The sequence below is a fragment of the Chryseobacterium luquanense genome (genome assembly GCF_026460945.1).
GTDB classification, from domain to species: domain Bacteria; phylum Bacteroidota; class Bacteroidia; order Flavobacteriales; family Weeksellaceae; genus Chryseobacterium; species Chryseobacterium luquanense.
In genome coordinates, this window is record NZ_JAOVZV010000026.1 from 23,702 (window position 1) to 46,722 (window position 23,021).

The following is a 23,021-nucleotide window of genomic DNA, read 5'->3' on the forward strand; positions in this document are numbered from 1 at the left end:
TTTTATTTATAAATTTATAACCTCATCGTAAACGGTGAGGTTTTTGTTATGTGTAGAAAAACTTCATCATGAACCTTTTTAAACTTCCTTTTCTTTTAAAACTTGCCCTTATTATAATTTCCATTATCGGAATCGGCTACCTCATCAAGTTAGGGCAGAGCATTTTAGCTCCTTTCTTTCTGGCGTTTTTGATGGCGATGCTTTTTTTACCTATTGCTAATTTTTTAGAAAAGAAACTAAGGTTTCCAAGATCAATTTCTACCATTATTTCTGTGATGATGATGTTGATTATTTTGACAGGAATGATCTTTTTCTTTGGTTCGCAAATTTCCAGTTTTAGTCGTGATGTTCCGCATCTCACGAAACAGTTTAATCTGGTTTTTCATAATCTTCAGACGTGGGTTTCACATACTTTTAATGTGAAAATAGATGAACAGCTGGATTATCTGGATCAAGGTTTAAGCAAGCTGCTGTCTTCATCCGGAGTGATTTTAGGTTTTACTTTTGGTATTTTTTCTTCAAGTTTAGGTTTTTTAGCCTTTTTCATCTTATTCTTTATTTTCATTTTAAATTACAGAAGAATTTTAAATAATTTCATTGTGAATGTGTTCAATGAAAAACATAAAGCGAGCGTCCAGGAAGTTGTTTCTGAAGTAAGAATTATGACCAAACGATACATCATCGGATTGTGTCTTCAGGTAATTATCGTTTCTGTTCTTACGACAATAGTTCTTACCATTTTGGGCGTAAAATACGCCATTTTATTAGGTGTTTTAACCGGATTATTAAATGTCATTCCTTACATCGGAATTTGTATTTCATTATTAATTTCATGTTTCATCGCTTTTGCAACAGGAACAGTTTCAACTTGTGTGTATGTTGCCATCGGCTACATCATCGTTCATGTAATTGACGGAAATATTGTTCTTCCGTTTGTCGTAGGTTCAAAAGTAAAGATCAACGCTTTATTTTCTTTCATCGGAATTCTTTTAGGGGAGCATCTTTGGGGAATTTCAGGAATGTTTTTGTGCATTCCTGCAATTGCAATCATCAAAATTATTTTTGAAAGAGTGGATGGGTTGAAACCCTGGGGGAAACTTTTAGGTGAAGATGAGAAACCCAATAAGAAAAAGAAAAGCTATAAAATTTCCAAGAATATTACTTTGAAGGAAATGGATTGAGGCATGAATAATTGGTAATAAGCAATGAACAATCTTCTCTTAATTTAAAATTTAATTGATTTTTTGATAACGAATTAGAATTTTATTTAATTTTAATAAAAAATCATCTTATGAAAATTGTTAAATTTATTATCTGTCTTCTTTTTGGATTAATGTTCATCAATGCAGGATTAGACAAATTTCTTCACTACATGCCGATGCCCGAATTTACACCCGAACAAATGAAAGTTTTCGATGCTTTCAATCAGTTACATTGGTTAATACCATTAGTGGGAGCTGTAGAAGTAATTGGAGGTTTATTATTTATCTTTCAAAAAACAAGAGCTTTAGGAGCAATCGTGATTCTACCGGTAATGGTCGGAATTGTTCTGCACGTATTTACAATAGACAAATCTCAAATGGGTATGTCGATTGCAGGAGTTCTTTTCCTGATTAATATCTGGATGATTTTTGATAATAAAGAAAAATATAAAGCTTTGCTTACATAAGAATTTGAAATAGAGTGAATTGTCAATTCGCTTTGCTTGCTAATTTTTTAAATTCACGTGAGAAGTAAAATTAACAATTCACTATTGACTTTTACACAAATGCGCTAAAGCCCGTAATTGATCTTCCGACAATCAATGAATTGATCTCTTTCGTACCTTCGTAAGAGTAAATGGCTTCTGCATCGGCGACAAATCTTGCGACATCATATTCAAGCAGAATTCCGTTTCCGCCTAAAACTTCTCGTGCTCGTGAAACAATATCTCTTGTTCTCATCGTACAGAAAACTTTGGCTAAAGAAGCATGTTCGTCTTTCAAAATCCCTTCATCCTGCATTTCCGAAAGTCTGAAAACCATCGTCTGCATTGCAGTTAAGTTAGAAAGCATTTCCACCAAATGCCCCTGAATCATTTGGAACGAAGCAATCGGTTTTCCGAATTGCTCTCTTGTTCTGGTGTAATCTAAAGCACTTTCATAAGCTCCTCTTGCACAACCCGTTGCCATCCAAGCAACTCCGGCTCTTGTCATTCTCAAAACTTTTGCGGTGTCCTTGAAAGAATTAGCATTTTGCAAACGGTTTTCTTCTGTTACGATACAGTCTTTTAAAGTAATCAAACCATTCTGAACAATTCTCAAAGCCATTTTTCCTCTGATTTTCTCAACAGAATATCCGGGATTATCTTTTTCAACGATAAAACCTTTCACTTCACCATCATCTAAATCTCTTGCCCAAATAATGATTAAATCAGCAAACGTGGCATTTCCGATCCATTTCTTTTGTCCGTTCAAAATCCAGCCTTCTGAAGTTTTTTTGCAGGTTACTGTCAAACCACCCGCTGCTCCGGAACCTACTTCAGGTTCTGTTAAACCAAATGCTCCGATCTTTTCAAATTTTTGCATTTGAGGAAGCCATTTTTGTTTCTGTTCTTCTGAGCCGCAAATGTAAATAGAGCCCATTGCCAAACCAGATTGCACACCGAAAAAAGTAGCGATCGATGCATCAATTCTTGCCATCTCCATTGCAATAACTCCTTCCATCAGAAAAGGCATTCCTTTGCAGCCGTAACCTTCGTACGTTACGCCACAGATATCTAATTTTTGAAATTTTGGAATTAATTCATGAGGAAATTCATCTCTTAGCCAATAATGATTGACTAAAGGTTTCACTTCTTTTTCCATGAACGCTCTTACTTTCAGTTGAACTTCTCTTTGTTCAGGAGTCAAAGTGTGGTAAATATCATAGAAATCTCCATCAATCGGTGGAAGTTCTTTTTTCTTTTTATTGGGGTCGAGCATTTTCATCATTCCGCCGAGCTGCTTATCATCCAGTTTGGAAAAGTTTTCCATGAGTTTTGGGAGATTTACTTTTTGCGAAATTTGGCTTAGCTGATCAAAATCGATTGATTTAAATAATTCTATGGCGTTTCTGATTTTGGAAAAAGTATTAGACATATTGATTTTGGTTTGATTTGTAAAATTTAAGCAAAAATCAATCCGAAACACCACATACACAAACCATAATGTTTTACAAAACATTGCTTTACAATGATTTAAATTGAATATTTTATTTACAAATTTTTTACTTCCTATTTTCAAACATTACAAATGATTCTGTTTGAACTTTGAACTGAGCAAAACATTAAAAAATCAATACTATGAAAACGACTTACATCAGATTAACTATTGCAACTGCAATTTTATCAGGAATTTATTCTTGTAAAAAAGGTGAAGCAACAACAAATGCATATGAAACATTAGAAGCAAGTAACGAAATTGTCTCCGACAGTATTTCATCGGTTGCAACAATGTCTGTAAAAGACAAACAGTTCATCAAGACAGCCGATGTTAATATGGAAGTCAAAGATGTCTATAACGCAACAATTTCCATTGAGAAATCAGTACAGGAACTTGGAGGATTTGTTACAAACAGTAATTTACAAAGCAGAGTCATTTCTGAGGAAACTTATAATACTTCCGATGAAGACGCAATGCTCATAAAAAAATATCAGACCGAAAATTCAATGCAGGTAAGAGTTCCTACTTCGAGATTAGGAGAATTGTTAACTTTAATTAATGATGAAAAATTGTTTCTGCATTCAAGAATTATCAATGCCGAAGATGTGACTTCAAGTATTAAATATGCAGAATTAGAAGAAAAAAGAATTAAAAAAACCGGTGAAAATATTTCTGAGCTTAAAACTACGAAAGATAAAGTGAAAATGAGCGATGAAAATATGTCTGAAAACAACTCGCAACAATTTGCCAATCTTAATGTAACAGATAACCTAAAATACAGCACGGTTGATATTTACATTAAAGAACCAAAGCTTCGAATTGCAGAAATTGCAGTGAACAATTCTAAAAATATTGACAATAAATACAAATTCGATTTCTTGTACAGCGCTAAAAATGCTTTTGTGGAAGGGTATTATTTAATTCAAAGATTGATTGTCGGATTAATTATGATTTGGCCAATTGTATTAATTGCAGCAATCGCATTTTACTTTTACCAAAAAAACAAATCTAACAATAAAATTCAGCAACAAACAAAAGAACAAAATACGGCATCCTAACCTTTAGGTTATCAACATAGATTTTTCTGAGCCTTCGCTTTTGCGGAGGTTTTTTTATTTTGTTTTATAAAAAATAAATCTACACAAGAAGATATTTATTTTCTATCCATTCAATAAAACTCGGGAAAGTGCGTTAATCATTCATGATTAAAAACAATGACCAAAATTTTTACTGCACTATTTTTTTTTCTAAGCTTATCAATTTTTTCTCAAAATCGAATCAAAATTTTAGATTCAGAAAACCAAAAGCCGATTCCTTACGCAAAGCTTATCCTTAAAAACAAGGATTATTACAAAAACACAGAAGAAAACGGAGAAATTACTCTGGAACAAGGTGAAGAAATATCGGAAATACAATCTTTTGGATATGAAAATTTTCAAGTAAAACAAATCCAGCAAAATTATTTATTAAAACCAAAATTCACCGATATTGATGAAGTAAAAATTGCTAAACCCAAATCCTCTAAAACATTTACAATAGGAAAAGTAGCTAAAGAAAGCACTTTCTATGGAGTAAACAGTATCATTTGGATGGTTGCTAAAGAATTGAAAAGTGACGTTTCTGAAGAGCCATTATTTGTCCAATCCCTCAAGTTTTACTCAAGACTATTTTCTAAAAAATCTGCCACAATAAAAGTTAATATATATTATAATGAAAATGGAATTCCTGGTGAGCTGTACAAATCAGTTATTGTGACTTGTTTTAAAAATAAAAAAATTACAGAATATATCTTTCCAAAAGCATTTCTTCTTCCAAAAGAAGGAATTATTGTAGGATTTGAATGGATTTTGAATCAGGAAAATTCATATCAGAAAATGATGATTATGAATGGTGAGAAAAAAGAAATTACCGCACATGACCCAATGATTGGTTCTATTAAAGAAACTTCTAAAAATATTATTCTCGGTAATCTATCGGATGAAGGCTGGACATTTGTAAATGGTTCAAATAATAATAACCGAAGTATCGGAAATCTTGGAATAGAATTAAAGCTCACCAATTGATTTTTAATCCACAATTAACATCATTGCATGAAAATTCCGTAAATTTGCAAATCAGAATTTAACAACACCGATTTTAGAGAATTTTATTCTAATTAATTCCTGAAATCTTATAATTTAACCCTAAATATGCTATCTAAAATAAATCCTACACAAACTAATAGCTGGAAAGCTCTCGACGAACATTTTGGAGATAATGATTTTGAATTAAGAAGTCTTTTTCAATACAATCCGAACCGTTTCGAAGAGTTTTCTATTAAAAAAGACAATTTTTTATTCGATTATTCTAAAAATTTAATTGATGCAAGAACAAAAGAATTATTATTAAATCTTGCAGAAGAATGTCAGTTGAAGGATGCGATTTCTAAAATGTTTTCAGGAGATAAAATCAACGAGACAGAAGGAAGAGCGGTTTTACATACAGCACTAAGAGATTTTTCTGATAAAGAGATTTTGGTTGATGGCGAAAATATCAAACCTCAAATCAAAAGAGTTTTGGATCACATGAAATCTTTTTCTGAAAACGTAATTTCAGGAAATCATAAAGGTTTTAGCGGAAAAGAAATTACTGATGTTGTAAATATCGGAATCGGTGGTTCAGATTTGGGCCCCGTGATGGTAGTTTCAGCGTTGAAGCATTTTAAAACAAGACTTGATGTTCACTTCGTTTCGAATGTGGATGGAAATCATATCGCCGAAGTGGTGAAGAATTTAAATCCTGAAACCACTTTATTCATCATCGCTTCGAAAACGTTTACCACTCAGGAGACGATGACGAATGCCAATTCTGCAAAAGACTGGTTTTTGAAAGCAGGAAAGCAGGAAGATGTTGCGAAACATTTCGTAGCCTTATCCACCAATGTTCAGGCAGTGAAAGATTTTGGAATTGCTGAAGAAAATATCTTCGAATTTTGGGATTGGGTTGGCGGAAGATATTCTTTGTGGAGCGCGATCGGTTTAAGTATCGTACTTGCAGTAGGATATGACAATTTCGAACAGTTATTAAAAGGAGCTGAAAATACAGATCAGCATTTTCAGACGGTAGATTTTTCCGAGAACGTTCCTGTTTTAATGGGGCTTTTAGGAATATGGTACCGTAATTTTTACGCAGCAACAACGCATGCGATCTTACCTTACTCTCAATATCTTGACCGCTTTGCAGCCTATCTTCAGCAGGGAGACATGGAAAGCAACGGAAAATGTGTTGACAGAAATGGAGAATTCGTAGAATATGAAACCGGACCCATTATTTGGGGCGAACCGGGAACTAACGGGCAGCACGCTTTCTATCAGTTAATCCACCAGGGAACAGAATTGATTCCTGCAGATTTTATTGCGTATGCAAAAAGTCCGAATGAGGTTTCTGACCATCAGGATAAATTGCTGGCTAACTTTTTTGCACAAACTGAAGCTCTGGCTTTCGGTAAAAATGAAGAAGAAGTGGAGGCTGAATTAAAAGCATCGGGAAAATCTGAAGAAGAAATTGACTTCTTATTAAATTATAAGGTCTTCCACGGAAACACGCCTACAAACTCGTTATTAATCAAAGAATTAACTCCTTTTTCACTAGGACAACTGATTGCAATGTATGAGCATAAAATATTTGTGCAGGGTGTGATCTGGAATATTTTCAGTTTTGACCAATTTGGAGTTGAATTAGGAAAAGTTTTAGCAAATAAAATCTTACCCGAGTTGGAAAATAGGGAGGCCATCAGTTCTCATGACAGTTCTACAAATGGGTTAATTAATTATTATAAATCAAACAAATAAGAAGATATTAGATAAATGATTGATGAAATAATGAAAGTAAATTCATCTGAAATTCATTTATTCTACATCTAGAAAGTCTAATAAAGTAATAAAAGTAAAAATGGCAGAAATTCTTGACGGATTAAAAGTTTCCAAAGAAATAAAAGCAGAAATCAAGGTTGAAGTTGATAAAATCATTGCAAGCAAAAGAAGAGCGCCACATTTGGTAGCCATTCTTGTTGGAAACAACGGAGCAAGTAAAGCTTATGTCAACGCAAAAGTGAAAGATTGTGAAGAAGTTGGTTTTCAATCGAGCTTAGTGAAATTTCCAAGTACGGTTTCTGAGTCTGAATTGTTGGAGAAAATCGATGAATTAAATAAATCTAAAGCGGTGGACGGTTTTATCGTTCAGTTACCGTTACCCGATCAGGTGGATCAGGAGAAAATTATTAATGCGATTGATCCGAGGAAAGATGTTGACGGTTTCCACCCTACAAATTTCGGGAAAATGGCTTTGGAAATGGATACGTTTTTACCTGCAACTCCATTCGGAATTTTAACTTTATTGGAGAGATACAATATCGAAACAAAAGGTAAAGACTGCGTGATCATCGGAAGAAGCAAGATCGTAGGAAGACCGATGAGTATCTTAATGGGAAGAAAAGATTTCCCAGGAAATTCTACGGTTACCTTGACGCACTCTTACACAAAAGACATCGAAGAATATACAAAAAAAGCAGACATTGTTATTACCGCTTTAGGTGATCCTCACTTTTTAAAAGGTGAAATGATCAAAGACGGAGCAGTGATCGTGGACGTAGGAATTACAAGAGTTGATGACGAGTCTCCAAAAGGATATTATCTGGCAGGTGATGTAGATTTTGACAGCTGTGCAGAAAAAGCAAGCTGGATCACGCCGGTTCCGGGAGGAGTAGGTCCGATGACAAGAGCAATGTTGATGAAAAACACCATCATTGCCTATAAAACTTCAGTCTATAACGACTAATTTAAAATGGATTTAGTAGAAGATATATTATTAAAAGAAGGTAAAATGCTCCCGGTGATGGAGCATTTTTACACTATTCAGGGAGAAGGTGCTCATACAGGAAAAGCAGCTTATTTTATCAGATTGGGCGGTTGCGATGTTGGTTGCCATTGGTGTGATGTAAAAGAAAGTTGGGATCCGAATCTTCACCCTTTAATGAATGCTGAGGAAATTGCAGAAACTGCAGCAAAACATTGTAAAATTGTTGTTTTAACAGGTGGCGAACCTTTGATGTGGAATTTAGATATTTTAACTGGAAAGTTAAAGGAATTAGGCTGTACTGTTCACATAGAAACCTCTGGAGCTTATCCCATGAGCGGTAAATTGGATTGGATTACCCTTTCACCTAAGAAAACGGGTTTACCAAAAGAAGAAATTTACCAGAAAGCTCATGAACTAAAAGTGATTGTTTTTAATAATAATGACTTAAAATTTGCAGAAGAACAAGCTGCAAAAGTTTCGGAAAACTGTAAATTATATCTGCAAAGTGAATGGAGCAAGCGTGAGGAAATTTATCCTAAAATCACTGATTTTATTTTAGCAAATCCTCGTTGGCAAGCCTCAGTTCAGACTCATAAATACTTGAATATTCCGTAAAATTCTTATATTAGCTTCTGTGTTCTATAAAAGATAAATGCAAAGAATACGATATTCCCGATATCTGAAATCCTTAATCATTTTGCTTGACCTTTTGGTTATTGCAGCGGTTTTTATATTCTATTTTATAAATACAAACCGGGATTTGGTTCATAATCAGGACATTTGGTACGAAAATTCTTTTCCATTGCTTTTGGTTATTTCATTTTGGGTTCTACTAAGCGGAAGAACAAAAATTTATAATATTTCCAGAAACCTTACCTACATTCTTTTCGTAGAACGTATCATTGTACATTTTCTGCTATTCATAATAGGTTTGGTTCTTATTCGAAAAGTAAGCAGCAATCAGTTTTTCGGTTCAGAATTGACTTGGCTGTCACTTTATCTTTTCTTTTTCATCTTTTTACTAAAATCGGGTGTTTATTTTTTGATCAGATATATCCGGACAATGGGAATCAACCATAGAAATGTGATGTTTTTGAACGAAAACAATTCAACGGATGTTTTAAAAAAGATAATTGAAGAAAAAAAAGATTTCGGCTACAAAACATTTAATTATAATTCTTCCGAAATTAATCCTGAAAATTTGGTTGATTTTTGGAAAAAAAATGGAATTCATACTTTATTTCTTCCAACTGAAAATTCGTTTGATGAGGAAATACAGGATAAAATTTTCAGATTAGCTGAAGCCAACAAAGTACACATTTCTTTGATTCCCAATATCTCTCAGAATAACTTTTTCTTTTATGATTTAGATTACATTCAGACTCAACCGGTTTTAACGCAGACCAAATACCCTTTAGATTATTATTCTAATTTTTTATTGAAAAGAACTTTTGATATTATTTTTTCGGTATTTGTTTTGCTATTTATCTGTTCGTGGTTATTTCCTTTAATAGCTTTATTAATTAAAAGAAGCTCTAAAGGACCTGTATTTTTCATTCAGAAAAGATATGGTTTTCATGAAGAGGTTTTTAATTGCATCAAATTCAGAACGATGGTTGTGAATGAAGATTCAACAAAGAAGACAACGAGTGAGAATGATTCAAGAATAACAAAAATCGGGAAGTTTTTAAGAAAGACCAGCCTTGATGAAATGCCGCAGTTTATCAATGTTTTAAAAGGTGAAATGTCTGTTGTAGGACCAAGACCTCACATGTTGGCTGTTGATAATTATTACAAGCCCAAAATTGGAAGATACAGTTTGAGAAGTCATACCAATCCTGGAATTACAGGTTTAGCACAAGTAAATGGGTTGAGAGGAGATGCAGGAGACGTGGAAATTGAAATGAACAAACGTATTTTGGCTGACGCATTTTATGTAAGAAACTGGAGCTTCGTTTTAGATTTTATAATTATTTTAAAAACCATTTTATTAGTTATAAAAGGAGATAAAAACGCAAAATAAGCTTAATATCAGTTGACCTCAACGTTGACCAAATTAAATAAAAATAGTCTAATTTAGCAGAATGTTAAAAAAGTTTTTTTCAGCGGTAGGAGAATATATGATTCTTATCGGTAAATCTATGCAAAAGCCTCAGAAAATGAGAGTTTTCTGGAAGCTGTTTATGCGGGAAATAAACGATTTAGGAGTCAACTCTTTTGGGTTGGTCATCTTCACCTCTATATTTGTGGGAGCGGTGGTTGCGATTCAGATGTTTAATAACTTTGACGCTTCATCATTCCCTATTCCACCGGCTTTTGTAGGATATGCAACAAAAGCAGTTCTAATTTTGGAATTTGCCCCAACAATTATCAGTTTGATTTTAGCAGGAAAAGTAGGATCCTATATTGCATCTACAATTGGTACAATGCGGGTTTCTGAGCAAATCGATGCTTTAGACATTATGGGAGTAAACTCTCCGAATTTCTTGATTTTACCTAAAATTATTGCATGTTTAATTTTTAATCCCATTTTGATTGCTATCAGTATCGTTTTTGGTATTGGGGGAGGTTATCTTGCAGGGATGATTACAGGAAGCTGGACGACTGCAGATTACATCACCGGAATACAGATGTATATGCCCAATCTTTTTATTTATTACGCTTTTACCAAAACTATTGTTTTTGCATTCGTAATCGCCACTGTTCCTTCTTATTTTGGATATTTTGTGAAAGGAGGGTCATTGGAAGTTGGTAGAGCAAGTACACAAGCGGTAGTTTGGACGATGGTTTTCATTATTATTTCTGAATTACTTTTAACACAATTAATATTAAGCTGATGATCGAGGTAAAAAATCTTAAAAAGAGTTTTGGTGATGTTGAAGTGCTTAAAGGAATTTCAACCACTTTCGAAAAAGGAAAAACAAACCTTATTATCGGGCAAAGTGGTTCCGGAAAAACCGTTTTCCTAAAAAGTTTATTGAATGTTTATCAACCTTCATCAGGAGAAATTTTGTTTGACGGAAGAGACATCAATATCATGAACCGTGAAGAAAAACAACAATTACGTTCAGAAATAGGAACGCTTTTTCAAGGAAGTGCATTGTTTGACTCTTTAACGGTAGAAGAAAACATCATGTTTCCACTCGATATGTTTACCAATCTTACTTTCCGAGAAAAGAAAAGAAGGGTTTTTGAAGTAATTGGAAGAGTACATTTAGATAAAGCAAACAGAAAATTTCCGTCAGAGATTTCAGGAGGAATGCAAAAGCGTGTAGCAATTGCAAGAGCCATTGTGAATCACCCGAAATATCTTTTTTGCGATGAACCAAACTCAGGATTAGACCCTTATACATCTAATGTAATTGATGATTTATTGCTTGAAATTACCAAAGAATACAACACCACAACAATCATCAATACGCACGATATGAACTCGGTAATGACTATTGGTGAAAAGATTGTATATCTGAGGTTAGGCATCAAAGAATGGGAAGGAAATAAAGACGTTCTTATTACAGCAGGTAATAAAAATCTGATTGATTTCGTTTATTCATCAGAACTATTTAAAGAATTGAGAGAGTATTTATTAGAGAATAATAAAACTATTGAAAATACAATTACAAAAATTGACGATAATGAAAAAAATAATTAGTGCAGCACTCATCGGTTTTTCGGTTTTTGCTTCGGCACAGATTTCTTTGGCAGCAAAAGCAAATGTAGCAATACCTACAAGCTCAGCTTCTTGGAAGAATTTTAAAACTGCAGCATCGAATACCGTAGAGCAAAACGGAAAAAATATTACAGGTTTCAATGTTGGTTTATCTTTGAAAATTGATTTGCCCACTGCATTATACTTAATGCCCGAAATTTATTATACTAATTTCAGTAATGAAGTTACGGTTCAGAATGACGTTAATGCAGCTCAAACAACCATTAAAGCTAAAAACAGCAGAGTAGACATTCCTGTTTTGGTTGGTGTAAATGTTTTGGGGAACTTATTAAGCGCTTACGCAGGACCAGTTGGAAGTTTTAACTTAGCGAAAAGTGATAATTTTGATAACTTCGTTCAGAAAGTTGATGCTAAAGAATTCACAGTAGGATATCAATTAGGTGTACAAAGTGAAATTAAGAAGATTATTCTTTCTGCAAGATACGAAGGAGCATTTTCTAAAGATCAGAGAAAATTCATCAATACAGTTGCCGGATCAAGTCAGGAGATTGATTATGACAACAGATCAAGTCTATTTTTATTAGGTTTAGGATATAAATTCTAATTTGGATTTAAAACATAAAAAATCCTCAAATTAAATTTGAGGATTTTTATTTATATTTTCTCGCTCAAGCTCAGCCTGACGTTTTTCAATTTCTAAAGCCTGTTTTTCAAGCTCAACTTTATCTTTTTGAAGCTGTAAAAATTCTTTTCTTTTCGCCTCAGCTTTTATAGCACTACCTTTGCTCACGTAGCCAATCAATCCGCCAAATATTAAGCCGATTCCGATTCCTGCCATTACTCCCATAACGTGAGAGATAGTTATTTTTTCAACGGTAAAATCTGTCGTGAGATAAAATAATAAAGCCGATACCGCTAGAAGTATCATTCCGATTACTGAGAGACTTTTCATATCTATATTTTTTTAGAATTAAAAACCCTTACTCAAATTCAAGAAAGGGCTTAAGTTTTTAAGATAGTTATCCTTTTCCACCTGCAGCTCTGTAATATTCTAAAGCTTTTGGTAAATCTTTTTGTATGTCACTTATTCTTGTTTGCGGACTTGGGTGAGTTGATAAAAACTCAGGTTGTCTCGCTCCCGAAGATGCAGATTCCATTCTACTCCAGAAAGGAATTGCCTGCTTTGGATCATATCCTGCGATTGCCATTAAATTCAGACCCATTTCATCAGCTTCTGACTCCTGCGTTCTGCCATATTTTAAAAGTGCAACTTGAGAACCTATCGGATAAGCTGCTTCAAAAACTTTTGCTAATTGTGCATTTGAAATTGACCCTCCAAGAATTTGCCCGCCATATTGAGCGACCATTGCCTGTGAAATTCTTTCATTTCCATGACCTGCCAAAGCGTGAGAAACTTCATGTCCCATTACAACAGCTAATCCTGTTTCATCTTTAGTAATCGGAAGAATTCCCGTGTAGACAGCAACTTTTCCACCCGGCATACACCAAGCGTTGATTTGATTATCCTGAAGAAGATTAAATTCCCATTGATAACTTGCCAAATCTGCACTTCTCCCAATACTTGCATAATATTTTTCGGCTGCCGTTTTGATATTTGCACCTACTTTTTTTACCATTGTAGCCTGAGCTCCGGTTACAACTTTTGATTCTTTTAAAGTCTGTTGATATTGCTGAACAGCAGATGAAGTTATTTGAGGATTTAATGTTCCTATTTGCAATGATTGTCTTCCCGTCATTGGATTTGTAGTACACGCAGCAACTGTTAAAGCAATTGCACCTATTCCTAAAAGATGAGTAATTTTCATAATTTGCTTATTATATTTGAACCTTAACAATTTCTATTCCAAAAAAAAAATTAAAAATTATTTTTGCACGTATTTTGATGTATAAATTTACTAATTTTATTATCATGAAAAATTATATAAAAATCATATCAGCTTTTGCTTTAATTTTATTTTTCCAAAATTGTACAGCGCAAAAGACTGATCCACAAATAGTAAACAATTTGGTAAGTACTGATGAATTTACATTTCATGCTGAAAAAGCAAATCCCACGAATTTCGATGTTATCAATGTTGTCAATTCAATGCCGAATGCCCAGCAACTTAGAACGTTTCAAATTTCTGGCGAAAACTATGGAATCGAAATTAAAAAAGGCGTGATGGAAGTAACGCTTCCTTATTTCGGAAGATCATTCAACGCTGGATATGGTAGTTCAGATACAAGTTATCGATTTACATCAAAAGATTATGCAGTAACTAAATCTCAAAGTAAAAAAGGAAATTGGGTGTATAAAATTAAACCAAATGATGTGAAAAATGTTTCTGATATCAATATTGAAATTTACAAAAATGGTAAGGCTTCAACTTCAATCAGAAGTAATGACAGACAACCGATTTCTTATGATGGATATATTTCTAAAAACGAAGAAACAAAAGAACAAGAGAAACTTTAATTTTTCTTAAGAAATTTTTCTACAAATAATTTTGCTTCAGTACTTGGATTGGAAATCAGGTCTGAAGCATTTTTTTTATGTTGAATATATGCTTCTTCCACAGAATCGTTTTTTTTCATCATCGCCAGAATATATTCCTGAACCCAATATTCAAAGCGCTTTTCAGATTGCTGAGTTCGAACTTCTTCAAAACGGTTTGTTTTCTTTTTTAAAGAAATAAAATCATCGATTTTTTGATAAACCTCATTCAAACCGATATTATTTAAGGCTGAACCTAGTAAAACAGGAACTTTCCAGTCTTTTTCTTTCGAAGGAAGAAAATCCAGTGCACGTTTTAATTCGAGTTTGGTGTTTTTTGCTTTTTGAAGATTAGATTCCTCCACTTTATTGATGAAAATTACATCAACCATTTCCATAATTCCCCGTTTAATACCTTGAAGTTCGTCTCCACCACCGATAATTTTTAGAAATAAAAAAACATCAGTAATATCTGAAACTAAAACTTCAGACTGCCCTACTCCAACAGTTTCAATTAAAATATAATCATAACCTGCAGCTTCACAAATCATCATCGTTTCAAAAGTTGTATTGGCAACTCCTCCCAAAAAACCAGAACTTGGGGAAGGACGAATGAAAGCATTTTCTTCTTTCGCCAATTCCTCCATTCTTGTTTTATCGCCTAAAATACTCCCTTTGTTAATTGCAGAACTTGGATCAATGGCTAAAACGGCGACTTTTTTACCATTTAAAATCGCTAATCTTCCGAAATTTTCAATAAACGTAGATTTTCCTGCTCCTGGAACTCCGGTAATTCCAACTCTGATTGATTTTCCCGTTAAAGGAAGAATTTGCTTCAGAAGTTCTTCTGCCTGATTTCTATGTTCAGGTTTTATACTTTCAACTAAAGTAATGGCTTTCGCAATCAGACGTTTGTTGCCCGATTTAATCCCATTGATAAAATCTTCAGTTGATATTTTCATATGAATTCAAAAATATAAAAATAAGCTTCAAAATCCGAGTAAAAGTTCGTTAATTTTATTGCTTCTAAATTAAACATCTTAGTATCAAGCGCCTTCAAAATTGATTATTTTTGTTTTAAACAATAAAATTCATGAAAAGTTTATTTGCTTCTGCAACATTTATCCTCGTTTTATTAACTTCTTGTACTCCAAAAGCAACCACTGTAGCAGAAGCTCCAAAATCTGCAACAAGCACAGCCGAACAAATCGCACAAGGAAAAACAATCTACGAAACATCTTGTAAAAGATGCCATAAACTATACGAACCCACACAATTTACGTCTGTAGAGTGGGTAGGAATTATGAATGCAATGGCTCCAAAAGCAAAACTAACTGAAGAACAACATCAGTGGGTTTATGATTACGTGGTTTCTGTGAAGAAATAAATATTCAACCAACAAAAAATATCATTATGAAAAAAGTAGTTTTGAGTATGATTTTAGGGTCTGCCTTTATGGTTTCCTGCGGGCCGAAAAGTACAGCCGTAACAGGACCAAAATTTTCTTCAGCTGAACATTTAGCACAAGGAAAAACGGTTTTCGAAAATTCCTGCAACAGATGTCATAAATTACCTGATCCTGCAAAACATGATGATCAGGGATGGATAAAAACATTAAGCAGAATGGCTCCAAAAGCGAAATTGAGTGATGAGCAACATCAAATGGTTTATGATTATCTGATTTCTGTGAATAAGAAATAACATAAAAGGAGACTTAATTGGTCTCCTTTTTCTTTTTTACTTTCTTTTGTTTTGGCATTTTAGATTTAATAAATTTCTTGCGACTTTTTACAACGTCTAAACTGTGCGAATTGAAACAATATTTTTCAGCTTGCTTTAAAAACTTCAAAGCATTGACAAAGCTTCCTCTTTTTTCGGAAAGTAAAGATCTGCAAAACCAAATTGTAGACTTGTCGATTCCTTTTATTTTTAAGGAATATCTAATCAGCTTTTCAGCTTCATGGAAATCTTCGTTATTCAAAAGGCAGCTGATATAATATTGCGGAACATTTAAGTTGGTAATATCACACTGCATTGCTTCTTCGAAATATTGTTTTGCCAAATCGTAATTTTTTAGTTGCTCGGAATAGATTCTTCCCATCAAACATAAACTGTCAGCATCTTCAGAATCGTAAGAAAGCGCGTAATTCAAAGCTTCCATACAATCCGGCAAATTGTAAGGATAGTTATCTAAAGCTTCGAAATAATATTTACTTTTAGTTAAGGTCATTTCTGTAGTTTTTTAATTCGTTTTTCAGTTGATTCCTCTCTTTTTTGAAAGTTTTCTCCTGATGATTCTTTTTAAAATCGGTTCCTGAAAACGTTCTGATTGGATTGCCTCTCTGAACATTCAAATGATTATCCCACGTTTCCTGCATTTGTTTTTCCAGTTGCTGAATGTGAAATTTCATCACTTTTTCTTTTAAGCGAATAATGGAAATCTTCTTATTCTCCAGTTGCGAACGGGAATCCTGCACGAAAACACTTTGTCCGCTTTTCGGATAAGTCGCACGAACCGCAGTTTCTACTTTATTCACATTTTGTCCGCCACTTCCCTGACTTCTTGCGGTCTGAAACTGAATTTCTTTTTCATTAAATTCAATTTTCTCCAAACCTTCCAGTTCAAAAATTCCGATAAACCAGTTGCTTCTTTTATGGAATTTTCTAAAGGTGCTTTTCCCAATCCAAAGGATGCTTCCGAGCCAAGATTTTAAAAATTCATTTAAATCTTTTCCTTTTAATAATAAGGTTGCAGATTTCAAAGTCAGGTTCTCATCGCCATTTTCTCTGTGGATGATTTCGTAATCAATTTTATTTTGTTTTGCTTCCTCAAGGAAAACCTTCAGAACTTTGGCAACTATCCATTGACACTCCAAAGGTCCTCTTCCCGAGGTGATTTGTATTATTTTGTTCATTGTTATTTTGGCATTTCAATTAATCTTGGATGACCGACAGGATTAATTCCTTTTTCCAATAAATCTTTTGCAGCCATGACTGCCCAACATTTATCACTGGAATGAATATTTCTGTAAAATGAAAGTAAAACTTCAGGTTTTACAACCGTAAATCCATTAGTTTCGACAGTTTCCAAGTCGTTTCTTTCAAAGAAATCAATTGTAATTCTGTGAAACTTTTCGTTGTCGAATTCGATTGTTTTCTCATATCTGCGAAAATTTTCTTCGCTTGGAAGATGATCATATCTTGTCCAGACTTTCTGAAAACCTTCCTGCTGAAGAATTATAACCACTTCAGCCACATTTTCTTTATTTACAAAAACATCAATATCCTTATGGTCGTGTGCATGTTTGTATTCTGTATGCCCAATTTCAGACATAAAATGCCATGCCCAACCTCCTGATAAAATGACTTTATTTTTTAATTTTTCTAAAATTTCCAGTCCGTGTTGAATTCTAAATTCCGGCCAGACTTCACCGTATCTTTTTATATTATGTGGTGCTCCCATTTTACTAATTTTTGTTGTTTGTTGATGGGTGTCAGTTGATGGTGTTAAAAAAATCTAACAACCATAAACCAAAAACTAACAACCACTTATTTATCCATCCTCACAATTCGAGGTTGAAAAGTTCCGAGAATATCGACCAGTTCACTTTGTGCGTTCATCACTTCGTTGATGTCTTTGTACGCCATCGGTGCTTCCTCCGCATTTCCGCCCATCAAGGTGACATTTTTGAGTTTCAATTCTTTCTTGATGTCATTTTGGGTGAAGCGGTTTCTGCATTCTCCTCTCGAAAAAGCCCGTCCCGCTCCGTGTGAAGCCGAGTTCAGTGAATCCGGATTTCCTTTTCCACGCACGATAAAACCTTTTGCCGTCATCGAACCGGGAATCATTCCCAACTCGTTTTCGTTAGCCGGAGTTGCGCCTTTTCTGTGAACTATCACTTCTTTCCCGTTGTGGATTTCTTTCCACGCAAAGTTGTGATGGTTTTCGATTCTCGCTTTCACTCTTCCGCCGACCGCTTTCACCAATCTTCGGTGGATATCGTCGTGACAGGCCGAAGCGTAATCTCCTGCGAGATTCATCGCTGTCCAATATTCTAATCCGAGATGCGTGTTCAAATCCAGCCAGGCAAAGTTTTGCGCTTCTTTTGGTAACGGACATTGTTCGGTCGCCACTCTCGAATAATACTGAGCGATTTCTGCTCCCAAGCCACGCGAACCGCTGTGAGAAAGAATTCCGAGGTATTTTCCTTTTGGGAGATTGATTTGTGCATCTTCTTCCGTAATTTCCACTTCCCCGAATTCCACAAAGTGATTTCCACCACCGGAACTTCCCATTTGTTTGATGGCTTTTCCTTTTAATCGTCTCAAAATCGGAATTAAATCAAATGTATCTCTATCGAAAATTTCGTGGTCAACGTGAGATTTGTGCGTCTCATACATTCCGAATTTAGTGTGTTCGCCAAGCGCTTTTTCATATTTGTCTTTAGCACCGTCGAGATATGAAACTGGTGTATCCAAAATACTGAGCGACATTCTACAACCGATATCCATCCCGACTCCATAAGGAATCACGGCATTTTCTACGGCGAGAACTCCACCGATTGGAAGTCCGTAACCGCTGTGTGCATCGGGCATCAAAGTGCCTTGTGTTGCAATTGGCAGTTTCAGGGCGGTGTAAAGCTGATTTTTAGCTTCATCCGAAATATTATTTCCGAAAATCTGGAAAGACGCCCGATTGGTGTTGAGCATTCTTTTTTCGGTTTTCTTGGATGAAAGCAAAGCTTCCGCAATTTGTCCGAAGGTTAAATCTTTTTCGAAATCTTCCGGATTAATCAAAATTTCTTTTAAAAGAGATTTCACATGATGAATATTTTTCGTTGCAAAATTTCTTTTCATTACTTCCAAAGCAATGTTGACGCTCTGATTATTTGGATAACCTAATTTTAATATATCTTTTCCTTTTAGTTTTAAATTTCCCATTGTTTTGTTTTAGAGTTTAGATGTGAGATATTAGAAGTTAGGCCTTCAATAAATCACACTATTTTTTCAACTATAATTTTAGTTGATTTGTTTTTTTGTCAGATTTTTCAATTTTCTGACAAAGGTTTGTTTGGAGTTGTAATTCCTAGCCCCGATTGCAGCGACATCCTTTTTTTGCGTTGGCTTGAAAAAAGCGAGGGCGAAAAAAGATACAGCGGAAAGCGGGAAACAGCTTCAAATAAAAAATTATCTGCTATTTCGGAAAAGCTCCAAAATTTTCATAAAAAAGATTTTCGGGGAAACTGTCTTGAGTTTGAAATATTGCGCAATAAAAAACCCGAAAATCTTACGACTCCGGGTTTTGATATTTCGATATACTGTTATTCTATGAGTGTACCAAACCACGAAGCTTCGCCTTTGCAAAAGGCAATCCTACTGTTGAATGTAGATTATATTTGAACATTGCTTCGTTGTTTTTAATTGGTTAAACTTGATTTTCAGATGCAAAGATATACAATTTTCTGAAAAACAAAATAAAATTTCAAAATTATTTATCACTTATTAATGAGTTCCATTAGATTCAAAATGTTATATTTGTTTTCTTAACTAAAAAAATATATGAAAAACACATTAATGAAATCTCTGTTTTATGTATTTGCATTTGTAATTCTATTGTCTTGTAATTCGAACAAGAATGACGATGTTTTAAAGTACACAACAGACACTACTCTAGGTTTATCGAGAATAAATCTGAACTCTATTTCGGAAAAAATTCCAGTGGAAAAAATTCTTAAAGAAAAGAAGAACCTCGAAAATGAGGGAAAACTATTTTTACAGCTTGTAAGTAAACCAAAAGAATCTGGTATTGATGTAGATAAACCTTTTTATCTAATGGTAGAAGCAGGAAAATCGACAAATTCTGAGCCTGATGTAAAGGCTGTGTTTTGGATAAGCGACAAAGCAAAGTTCCAGAAAAGCATGTCTGATCTTACTAAATCTAAAATTACCATTGATAAAAAAGATTTCATTTTTGCAGATGGTAAACTTACCGGAAGCATTAAGGGTGACATCGCTGTAATGGCAAATGAAAACTCAATGAGAGGTTACACAAAATATAACCCGTCTCAGTTTACAGAAAAATACTTTACAGATTTCTGGGCTAGAAAAGGAACTTCAAACAAAGTAATTATCGACCAGGTAAACGAATCTTTGGTAAGCGAAAAAGACATTAGCGGATGGATGAACCTTGGAGCTGTTGCAAGCTATGTTTCTAAAGGCTACATCGAAACTCTTGCTGTAAATAAATTGATAAAAGATTCAGGGCTTGGTTTTGATTTCAGTTTCGACAAAGGAAAAGTGGAAGTTGATATGAAAACGTTCTTCAACAGCGATATGAAAAAGGTTGTGGAGAAATATTACAACAAAAACAATGTGAATTACGATCTTGTAAAAAATGTAGAACTTGACAACGCAAAATCTTTCTCAATCGGATATTTCAGTTTAGATTTTATGAAATATCTGATTAAAGAAGCCGGTTTTGAAGCAACTGTAAATCACTATTTAGCATCTACAAACACAACATTAGAAGATATTACGACAACTTTCACAGGAGATTATGCTTATCTGGAGTCAAAACCAAATCCTGCAGATTCTTCTGATTACGGATATTACAACAACAAAAAAGCAATGGTTTTAGGTTTTAATCCTAAGAAAAAAGGTATTCTTACTTCGTTGCTTCAAGGTCCTTTAGGTGAAAGTAAAAAATACACCATTGTAGATAATCAGATTATTTTCTCTGATGATCAAAGTATAAATGCACAATTTCAGGCGAAAAAAGCAGCAAAAAATTCTAAGCTTAACAAAAAATCAGGAATTACTTCTTACTCTTGGTCTGACGGAAGCGATTACAACAGAAAAGAAGCTGCTCCGGCAAAAGTTGTTGAAATCTCGAACGAATCTAAAGAAAATGCTGGAAATTTAGTTTCTAAATCGGTAATTACTTTAGACAAGAAAGACGAAAATGCACTGTATTATTTTATCATGAATGACTAATTTAACGTTAGAAAACATTTCCCCAAAATATTTCACTCCCAGAAATATCGAACAATCTGAAATCTGGAATAAAAACATTTCTTTTTTAAAAGGAAAAAAGTTTCTGATTGTCGCACCTTCCGGGAGTGGAAAATCTACTTTGGCAACCGCAATTTTGGGTGCTCATTTTCAGTATGAAGGAAATATAAAATATGACCAGCAAACTGTAAAAAACCTCCATTTGGAAGAGATTGTGAAAAATAGAAAAGATGGAGTAAGTCTGCTTTTTCAGGATGTAAGATTGATTAAAAATCTCACGATTTCTGAAAATATTCTGCTTCGTGTTTTTAATAAAGACCGAAAACAATTTATTCCTAAAATGAAAGAATATGCCCTAAGATTGGGAATAGAAAATCTTCTGAATAAAAAAGCAGAAAACTGTTCCTACGGAGAACGCCAAAGAAGTGCGATTGTGAGAAGCCTCATCAATCCTACAGATTTTCTGATTTACGATGAATGTTTCAGTCATTTGGATATGAATAATAAGCAGATTGCTTTCTCATTGATTAACGAAGTTTCTGAAGAAAGCGGAAGTTCAGTTATCTTTTTTGAGCTGAATGAGTTTCCTTTTGCACACGATTATCAAATTCTTCATTTATAAAAGCTTATGAAGAAAATTTTTAATTCAATTATTTTATACGCAGGATTATTCATTGCCTTTATTTTAGTTTTGTCTTGCCTGCAACTTTACGAAAATGCAAACCGCCTTTTCGGAAGTAAAAGTAGTGACAGCAATTACTGGCTGACTTTCAGCAAGAAAATTACGCCTGATAATATCGGAAGAAAAGAACTTCTCGGTTTTAATGAAAATGACGTTTCAAAAATCAAAAACTGGGCTGAAGTAAAAAGTATTTATCCTTTTTCTGCGAATGAGTTTAAGGCTTCGGCAAATGGTGGAGATTTTATTCCTTTTTATACTGATTTGTATTTTGAAGGTTTGGATTTGAAAGCAATTGATACTGATTTGACTAAGGAAGAGTTTCAGGCAAAAGGAGATGAAATTCCGATTATCATTTCAAGAGAATATTTGAATCTTTACAATTACGGATTTGCTTTAAACCAAGGCTTACCACAGATTTCTGAAGATTTTGCTAAGAAAATCGTGGTCAACATCAACATCACCGTTAACAATGAAAATAAGACTTATAAAGGAAAAATGGTGGGTCTTTCAGACAGGATTCATTCTGTTTTAATTCCAAAAAAATTCCTTGATTCTCTGAACATCGCAGCAAAACCTCAACTGGCTACACAACCAAAAATTTATAATCGGGTTTTGGTTCAGGTAAAAGATTCCGGTGATGAAGGTTTGATTTCTAAAATGAAAGAAAATGGCTACGAATCTAATCAAGAAAGCCTTCGTTCAGCAAAAATAAAGTCAAAATTGTTTTTAGTTTTAAAAATAATAGCTGTTTTGGGAGTTTTCATCTTTGCATTGTGTCTTTATATTATCGTAAGTTTTATAAAGATTCAGTTTTTAGAAAAACAGGAAGAAGTTTCTATTAAAAACAGTTTAGGATATTCGCCAAAGAAAATGGTGAGTGACATTAGTAGAAAATTCAGTCTGAGTTTAATGTTTGTACTACTATTAAGTTTAGGAATGATTGCAGCCGGTCAATATTTTATTGCAAAATCGGAGGTTTCAAACGGTTTGTTATCGATGTATATTAATCCGTTGCTTTGGACAGCAATTATTATCATTCCAATTTTAGTTTATTTCTTCGTGAATATTCTTATTTATCGATGGTTAATAAAATCCTGGAAAATATAAAAAGAGACCATCAAATTGATGGTCTCTTTTGTTTATAAA

Annotated in this window: 25 protein-coding genes; 17 read left to right on the forward strand and 8 right to left on the reverse strand. The window is 33.9% G+C overall.

What is annotated here, in order from left to right; translation table 11 throughout:
• Nucleotides 1-68: 68 nt before the first annotated feature.
• Both OEA66_RS19355 and OEA66_RS19360 read left to right on the forward strand, forming a co-directional pair.
• Nucleotides 69-1,181: an AI-2E family transporter gene (locus OEA66_RS19355; RefSeq protein ID WP_267282955.1), complete on the forward strand. Its 1,113-nt coding sequence runs from the start codon at nucleotides 69-71 to the stop codon at nucleotides 1,179-1,181.
• Nucleotides 1,182-1,291: 110 nt separating this feature from the next.
• On the forward strand, nucleotides 1,292-1,669 hold the full coding sequence (locus tag OEA66_RS19360) for a MauE/DoxX family redox-associated membrane protein (RefSeq protein ID WP_267282956.1): 378 nt from the start codon (nucleotides 1,292-1,294) through the stop codon (nucleotides 1,667-1,669).
• A gap of 91 nt (nucleotides 1,670-1,760) precedes the next feature.
• Here OEA66_RS19360 and OEA66_RS19365 read toward each other — a convergent pair whose 3' ends face one another.
• Nucleotides 1,761-3,119 (reverse strand): acyl-CoA dehydrogenase family protein, encoded by a 1,359-nt coding sequence (locus tag OEA66_RS19365; RefSeq protein ID WP_267282957.1) that lies wholly within the window; start codon nucleotides 3,117-3,119, stop codon nucleotides 1,761-1,763.
• 203 nt (nucleotides 3,120-3,322) lie between these two features.
• Here OEA66_RS19365 and OEA66_RS19370 point away from each other — a divergent pair, with 203 nt between their 5' ends.
• The 9 genes from OEA66_RS19370 (at nucleotide 3,323) to OEA66_RS19410 (ending at nucleotide 12,292) form a co-directional block, all read left to right on the forward strand.
• On the forward strand, nucleotides 3,323-4,240 hold the full coding sequence (locus OEA66_RS19370) for a DUF4349 domain-containing protein (protein WP_267282958.1): 918 nt from the start codon (nucleotides 3,323-3,325) through the stop codon (nucleotides 4,238-4,240).
• A gap of 156 nt (nucleotides 4,241-4,396) precedes the next feature.
• Nucleotides 4,397-5,245, forward strand: a complete 849-nt coding sequence (locus tag OEA66_RS19375) for a hypothetical protein (protein WP_267282959.1) — start codon at nucleotides 4,397-4,399, stop codon at nucleotides 5,243-5,245.
• 126 nt (nucleotides 5,246-5,371) lie between these two features.
• Entirely contained in the window at nucleotides 5,372-7,012 is a 1,641-nt protein-coding gene (gene pgi / locus OEA66_RS19380) for a glucose-6-phosphate isomerase (protein ID WP_267282960.1), read from the forward strand.
• Between the two features lie 100 nt (nucleotides 7,013-7,112).
• Nucleotides 7,113-7,997, forward strand: a complete 885-nt coding sequence (locus OEA66_RS19385; protein ID WP_267282961.1) for a bifunctional 5,10-methylenetetrahydrofolate dehydrogenase/5,10-methenyltetrahydrofolate cyclohydrolase — start codon at nucleotides 7,113-7,115, stop codon at nucleotides 7,995-7,997.
• A 6-nt stretch (nucleotides 7,998-8,003) separates the two neighbouring features.
• Nucleotides 8,004-8,633, forward strand: coding sequence for a 7-carboxy-7-deazaguanine synthase QueE (locus OEA66_RS19390; RefSeq protein WP_267282962.1), 630 nt, complete (start codon nucleotides 8,004-8,006; stop codon nucleotides 8,631-8,633).
• A gap of 37 nt (nucleotides 8,634-8,670) precedes the next feature.
• Nucleotides 8,671-10,041, forward strand: a complete 1,371-nt coding sequence (locus tag OEA66_RS19395; RefSeq protein WP_267282963.1) for an exopolysaccharide biosynthesis polyprenyl glycosylphosphotransferase — start codon at nucleotides 8,671-8,673, stop codon at nucleotides 10,039-10,041.
• 61 nt (nucleotides 10,042-10,102) lie between these two features.
• Nucleotides 10,103-10,855, forward strand: coding sequence for an MlaE family ABC transporter permease (locus tag OEA66_RS19400; RefSeq protein WP_267282964.1), 753 nt, complete (start codon nucleotides 10,103-10,105; stop codon nucleotides 10,853-10,855).
• Entirely contained in the window at nucleotides 10,855-11,670 is an 816-nt protein-coding gene (locus OEA66_RS19405) for an ABC transporter ATP-binding protein (RefSeq protein ID WP_267282965.1), read from the forward strand. The genes OEA66_RS19400 and OEA66_RS19405 overlap by 1 nt, the downstream gene beginning before the upstream one ends.
• Complete coding sequence (locus OEA66_RS19410; RefSeq protein WP_267282966.1) at nucleotides 11,654-12,292, forward strand: outer membrane beta-barrel protein; 639 nt, start codon at nucleotides 11,654-11,656, stop codon at nucleotides 12,290-12,292. Before OEA66_RS19405 ends, OEA66_RS19410 begins: the two co-directional genes overlap by 17 nt.
• A gap of 30 nt (nucleotides 12,293-12,322) precedes the next feature.
• Here OEA66_RS19410 and OEA66_RS19415 read toward each other — a convergent pair whose 3' ends face one another.
• Both OEA66_RS19415 and OEA66_RS19420 read right to left on the reverse strand, forming a co-directional pair.
• The gene (locus OEA66_RS19415; protein WP_267282967.1) at nucleotides 12,323-12,640 is read right to left on the reverse strand and encodes a hypothetical protein; all 318 of its coding nucleotides are present in this window, start codon (nucleotides 12,638-12,640) and stop codon (nucleotides 12,323-12,325) included.
• A 67-nt stretch (nucleotides 12,641-12,707) separates the two neighbouring features.
• Nucleotides 12,708-13,514 carry a M48 family metallopeptidase gene (locus OEA66_RS19420; RefSeq protein WP_267282968.1) on the reverse strand — a complete coding sequence of 269 codons (807 nt, stop codon included), beginning with the start codon at nucleotides 13,512-13,514 and terminating at the stop codon, nucleotides 12,708-12,710.
• A 104-nt stretch (nucleotides 13,515-13,618) separates the two neighbouring features.
• Between OEA66_RS19420 and OEA66_RS19425 the strand changes: the two genes are divergently transcribed.
• Nucleotides 13,619-14,164 carry a DUF4251 domain-containing protein gene (locus OEA66_RS19425; RefSeq protein ID WP_267282969.1) on the forward strand — a complete coding sequence of 182 codons (546 nt, stop codon included), beginning with the start codon at nucleotides 13,619-13,621 and terminating at the stop codon, nucleotides 14,162-14,164.
• On the opposite strand, the gene meaB is transcribed toward OEA66_RS19425, so the two are convergent.
• Nucleotides 14,161-15,144 carry a methylmalonyl Co-A mutase-associated GTPase MeaB gene (meaB, locus tag OEA66_RS19430; RefSeq protein WP_267282970.1) on the reverse strand — a complete coding sequence of 328 codons (984 nt, stop codon included), beginning with the start codon at nucleotides 15,142-15,144 and terminating at the stop codon, nucleotides 14,161-14,163. The genes OEA66_RS19425 and meaB overlap by 4 nt on opposite strands.
• Nucleotides 15,145-15,275: 131 nt before the next feature.
• Between meaB and OEA66_RS19435 the strand changes: the two genes are divergently transcribed.
• Both OEA66_RS19435 and OEA66_RS19440 read left to right on the forward strand, forming a co-directional pair.
• Nucleotides 15,276-15,569, forward strand: coding sequence for a c-type cytochrome (locus tag OEA66_RS19435; protein WP_267282971.1), 294 nt, complete (start codon nucleotides 15,276-15,278; stop codon nucleotides 15,567-15,569).
• A 26-nt stretch (nucleotides 15,570-15,595) separates the two neighbouring features.
• On the forward strand, nucleotides 15,596-15,883 hold the full coding sequence (locus tag OEA66_RS19440; RefSeq protein ID WP_267282972.1) for a cytochrome C: 288 nt from the start codon (nucleotides 15,596-15,598) through the stop codon (nucleotides 15,881-15,883).
• 13 nt (nucleotides 15,884-15,896) lie between these two features.
• Here OEA66_RS19440 and OEA66_RS19445 read toward each other — a convergent pair whose 3' ends face one another.
• From OEA66_RS19445 to OEA66_RS19460, 4 genes are all read right to left on the reverse strand, one after another.
• A complete protein-coding gene (locus OEA66_RS19445) occupies nucleotides 15,897-16,412 on the reverse strand; it encodes a tetratricopeptide repeat protein (RefSeq protein ID WP_267282973.1) in 516 nt (171 codons plus the stop codon).
• Nucleotides 16,399-17,097 carry a peptide chain release factor H gene (prfH, locus tag OEA66_RS19450; protein ID WP_267282974.1) on the reverse strand — a complete coding sequence of 233 codons (699 nt, stop codon included), beginning with the start codon at nucleotides 17,095-17,097 and terminating at the stop codon, nucleotides 16,399-16,401. The genes OEA66_RS19445 and prfH overlap by 14 nt, the downstream gene beginning before the upstream one ends.
• A gap of 2 nt (nucleotides 17,098-17,099) precedes the next feature.
• Nucleotides 17,100-17,645, reverse strand: a complete 546-nt coding sequence (locus OEA66_RS19455; RefSeq protein ID WP_267282975.1) for a nucleotidyltransferase family protein — start codon at nucleotides 17,643-17,645, stop codon at nucleotides 17,100-17,102.
• Nucleotides 17,646-17,731: 86 nt separating this feature from the next.
• Nucleotides 17,732-19,123 carry an RtcB family protein gene (locus OEA66_RS19460; protein ID WP_267282976.1) on the reverse strand — a complete coding sequence of 464 codons (1,392 nt, stop codon included), beginning with the start codon at nucleotides 19,121-19,123 and terminating at the stop codon, nucleotides 17,732-17,734.
• Between the two features lie 618 nt (nucleotides 19,124-19,741).
• Between OEA66_RS19460 and OEA66_RS19465 the strand changes: the two genes are divergently transcribed.
• The 3 genes from OEA66_RS19465 to OEA66_RS19475 are packed head-to-tail and all read left to right on the forward strand — an operon-like array spanning nucleotide 19,742 to nucleotide 22,982.
• Nucleotides 19,742-21,175, forward strand: coding sequence for a hypothetical protein (locus OEA66_RS19465; RefSeq protein ID WP_267282977.1), 1,434 nt, complete (start codon nucleotides 19,742-19,744; stop codon nucleotides 21,173-21,175).
• Complete coding sequence (locus tag OEA66_RS19470; protein ID WP_267282978.1) at nucleotides 21,168-21,815, forward strand: ATP-binding cassette domain-containing protein; 648 nt, start codon at nucleotides 21,168-21,170, stop codon at nucleotides 21,813-21,815. Before OEA66_RS19465 ends, OEA66_RS19470 begins: the two co-directional genes overlap by 8 nt.
• A 6-nt stretch (nucleotides 21,816-21,821) precedes the next feature.
• Nucleotides 21,822-22,982 carry an ABC transporter permease gene (locus tag OEA66_RS19475; protein ID WP_267282979.1) on the forward strand — a complete coding sequence of 387 codons (1,161 nt, stop codon included), beginning with the start codon at nucleotides 21,822-21,824 and terminating at the stop codon, nucleotides 22,980-22,982.
• Nucleotides 22,983-23,021: the final 39 nt, after the last annotated feature.

What these genes read in the sequence shown, in the direction of transcription:
- OEA66_RS19355 (WP_267282955.1), top strand. Translation starts at nt 69, where the DNA reads ATGAACCTTTTTAAACTTCCTTTTCTTTTAAAACTTGCCCTTATTATA.
- OEA66_RS19360 (WP_267282956.1), top strand. Translation starts at nt 1,292, where the DNA reads ATGAAAATTGTTAAATTTATTATCTGTCTTCTTTTTGGATTAATGTTC.
- OEA66_RS19365 (WP_267282957.1), bottom strand. Translation starts at nt 3,119, where the DNA reads ATGTCTAATACTTTTTCCAAAATCAGAAACGCCATAGAATTATTTAAA.
- OEA66_RS19370 (WP_267282958.1), top strand. Translation starts at nt 3,323, where the DNA reads ATGAAAACGACTTACATCAGATTAACTATTGCAACTGCAATTTTATCA.
- OEA66_RS19375 (WP_267282959.1), top strand. Translation starts at nt 4,397, where the DNA reads ATGACCAAAATTTTTACTGCACTATTTTTTTTTCTAAGCTTATCAATT.
- pgi (WP_267282960.1), top strand. Translation starts at nt 5,372, where the DNA reads ATGCTATCTAAAATAAATCCTACACAAACTAATAGCTGGAAAGCTCTC.
- OEA66_RS19385 (WP_267282961.1), top strand. Translation starts at nt 7,113, where the DNA reads ATGGCAGAAATTCTTGACGGATTAAAAGTTTCCAAAGAAATAAAAGCA.
- OEA66_RS19390 (WP_267282962.1), top strand. Translation starts at nt 8,004, where the DNA reads ATGGATTTAGTAGAAGATATATTATTAAAAGAAGGTAAAATGCTCCCG.
- OEA66_RS19395 (WP_267282963.1), top strand. Translation starts at nt 8,671, where the DNA reads ATGCAAAGAATACGATATTCCCGATATCTGAAATCCTTAATCATTTTG.
- OEA66_RS19400 (WP_267282964.1), top strand. Translation starts at nt 10,103, where the DNA reads ATGTTAAAAAAGTTTTTTTCAGCGGTAGGAGAATATATGATTCTTATC.
- OEA66_RS19405 (WP_267282965.1), top strand. Translation starts at nt 10,855, where the DNA reads ATGATCGAGGTAAAAAATCTTAAAAAGAGTTTTGGTGATGTTGAAGTG.
- OEA66_RS19410 (WP_267282966.1), top strand. Translation starts at nt 11,654, where the DNA reads ATGAAAAAAATAATTAGTGCAGCACTCATCGGTTTTTCGGTTTTTGCT.
- OEA66_RS19415 (WP_267282967.1), bottom strand. Translation starts at nt 12,640, where the DNA reads ATGAAAAGTCTCTCAGTAATCGGAATGATACTTCTAGCGGTATCGGCT.
- OEA66_RS19420 (WP_267282968.1), bottom strand. Translation starts at nt 13,514, where the DNA reads ATGAAAATTACTCATCTTTTAGGAATAGGTGCAATTGCTTTAACAGTT.
- OEA66_RS19425 (WP_267282969.1), top strand. Translation starts at nt 13,619, where the DNA reads ATGAAAAATTATATAAAAATCATATCAGCTTTTGCTTTAATTTTATTT.
- meaB (WP_267282970.1), bottom strand. Translation starts at nt 15,144, where the DNA reads ATGAAAATATCAACTGAAGATTTTATCAATGGGATTAAATCGGGCAAC.
- OEA66_RS19435 (WP_267282971.1), top strand. Translation starts at nt 15,276, where the DNA reads ATGAAAAGTTTATTTGCTTCTGCAACATTTATCCTCGTTTTATTAACT.
- OEA66_RS19440 (WP_267282972.1), top strand. Translation starts at nt 15,596, where the DNA reads ATGAAAAAAGTAGTTTTGAGTATGATTTTAGGGTCTGCCTTTATGGTT.
- OEA66_RS19445 (WP_267282973.1), bottom strand. Translation starts at nt 16,412, where the DNA reads ATGACCTTAACTAAAAGTAAATATTATTTCGAAGCTTTAGATAACTAT.
- prfH (WP_267282974.1), bottom strand. Translation starts at nt 17,097, where the DNA reads ATGAACAAAATAATACAAATCACCTCGGGAAGAGGACCTTTGGAGTGT.
- OEA66_RS19455 (WP_267282975.1), bottom strand. Translation starts at nt 17,645, where the DNA reads ATGGGAGCACCACATAATATAAAAAGATACGGTGAAGTCTGGCCGGAA.
- OEA66_RS19460 (WP_267282976.1), bottom strand. Translation starts at nt 19,123, where the DNA reads ATGGGAAATTTAAAACTAAAAGGAAAAGATATATTAAAATTAGGTTAT.
- OEA66_RS19465 (WP_267282977.1), top strand. Translation starts at nt 19,742, where the DNA reads ATGAAAAACACATTAATGAAATCTCTGTTTTATGTATTTGCATTTGTA.
- OEA66_RS19470 (WP_267282978.1), top strand. Translation starts at nt 21,168, where the DNA reads ATGACTAATTTAACGTTAGAAAACATTTCCCCAAAATATTTCACTCCC.
- OEA66_RS19475 (WP_267282979.1), top strand. Translation starts at nt 21,822, where the DNA reads ATGAAGAAAATTTTTAATTCAATTATTTTATACGCAGGATTATTCATT.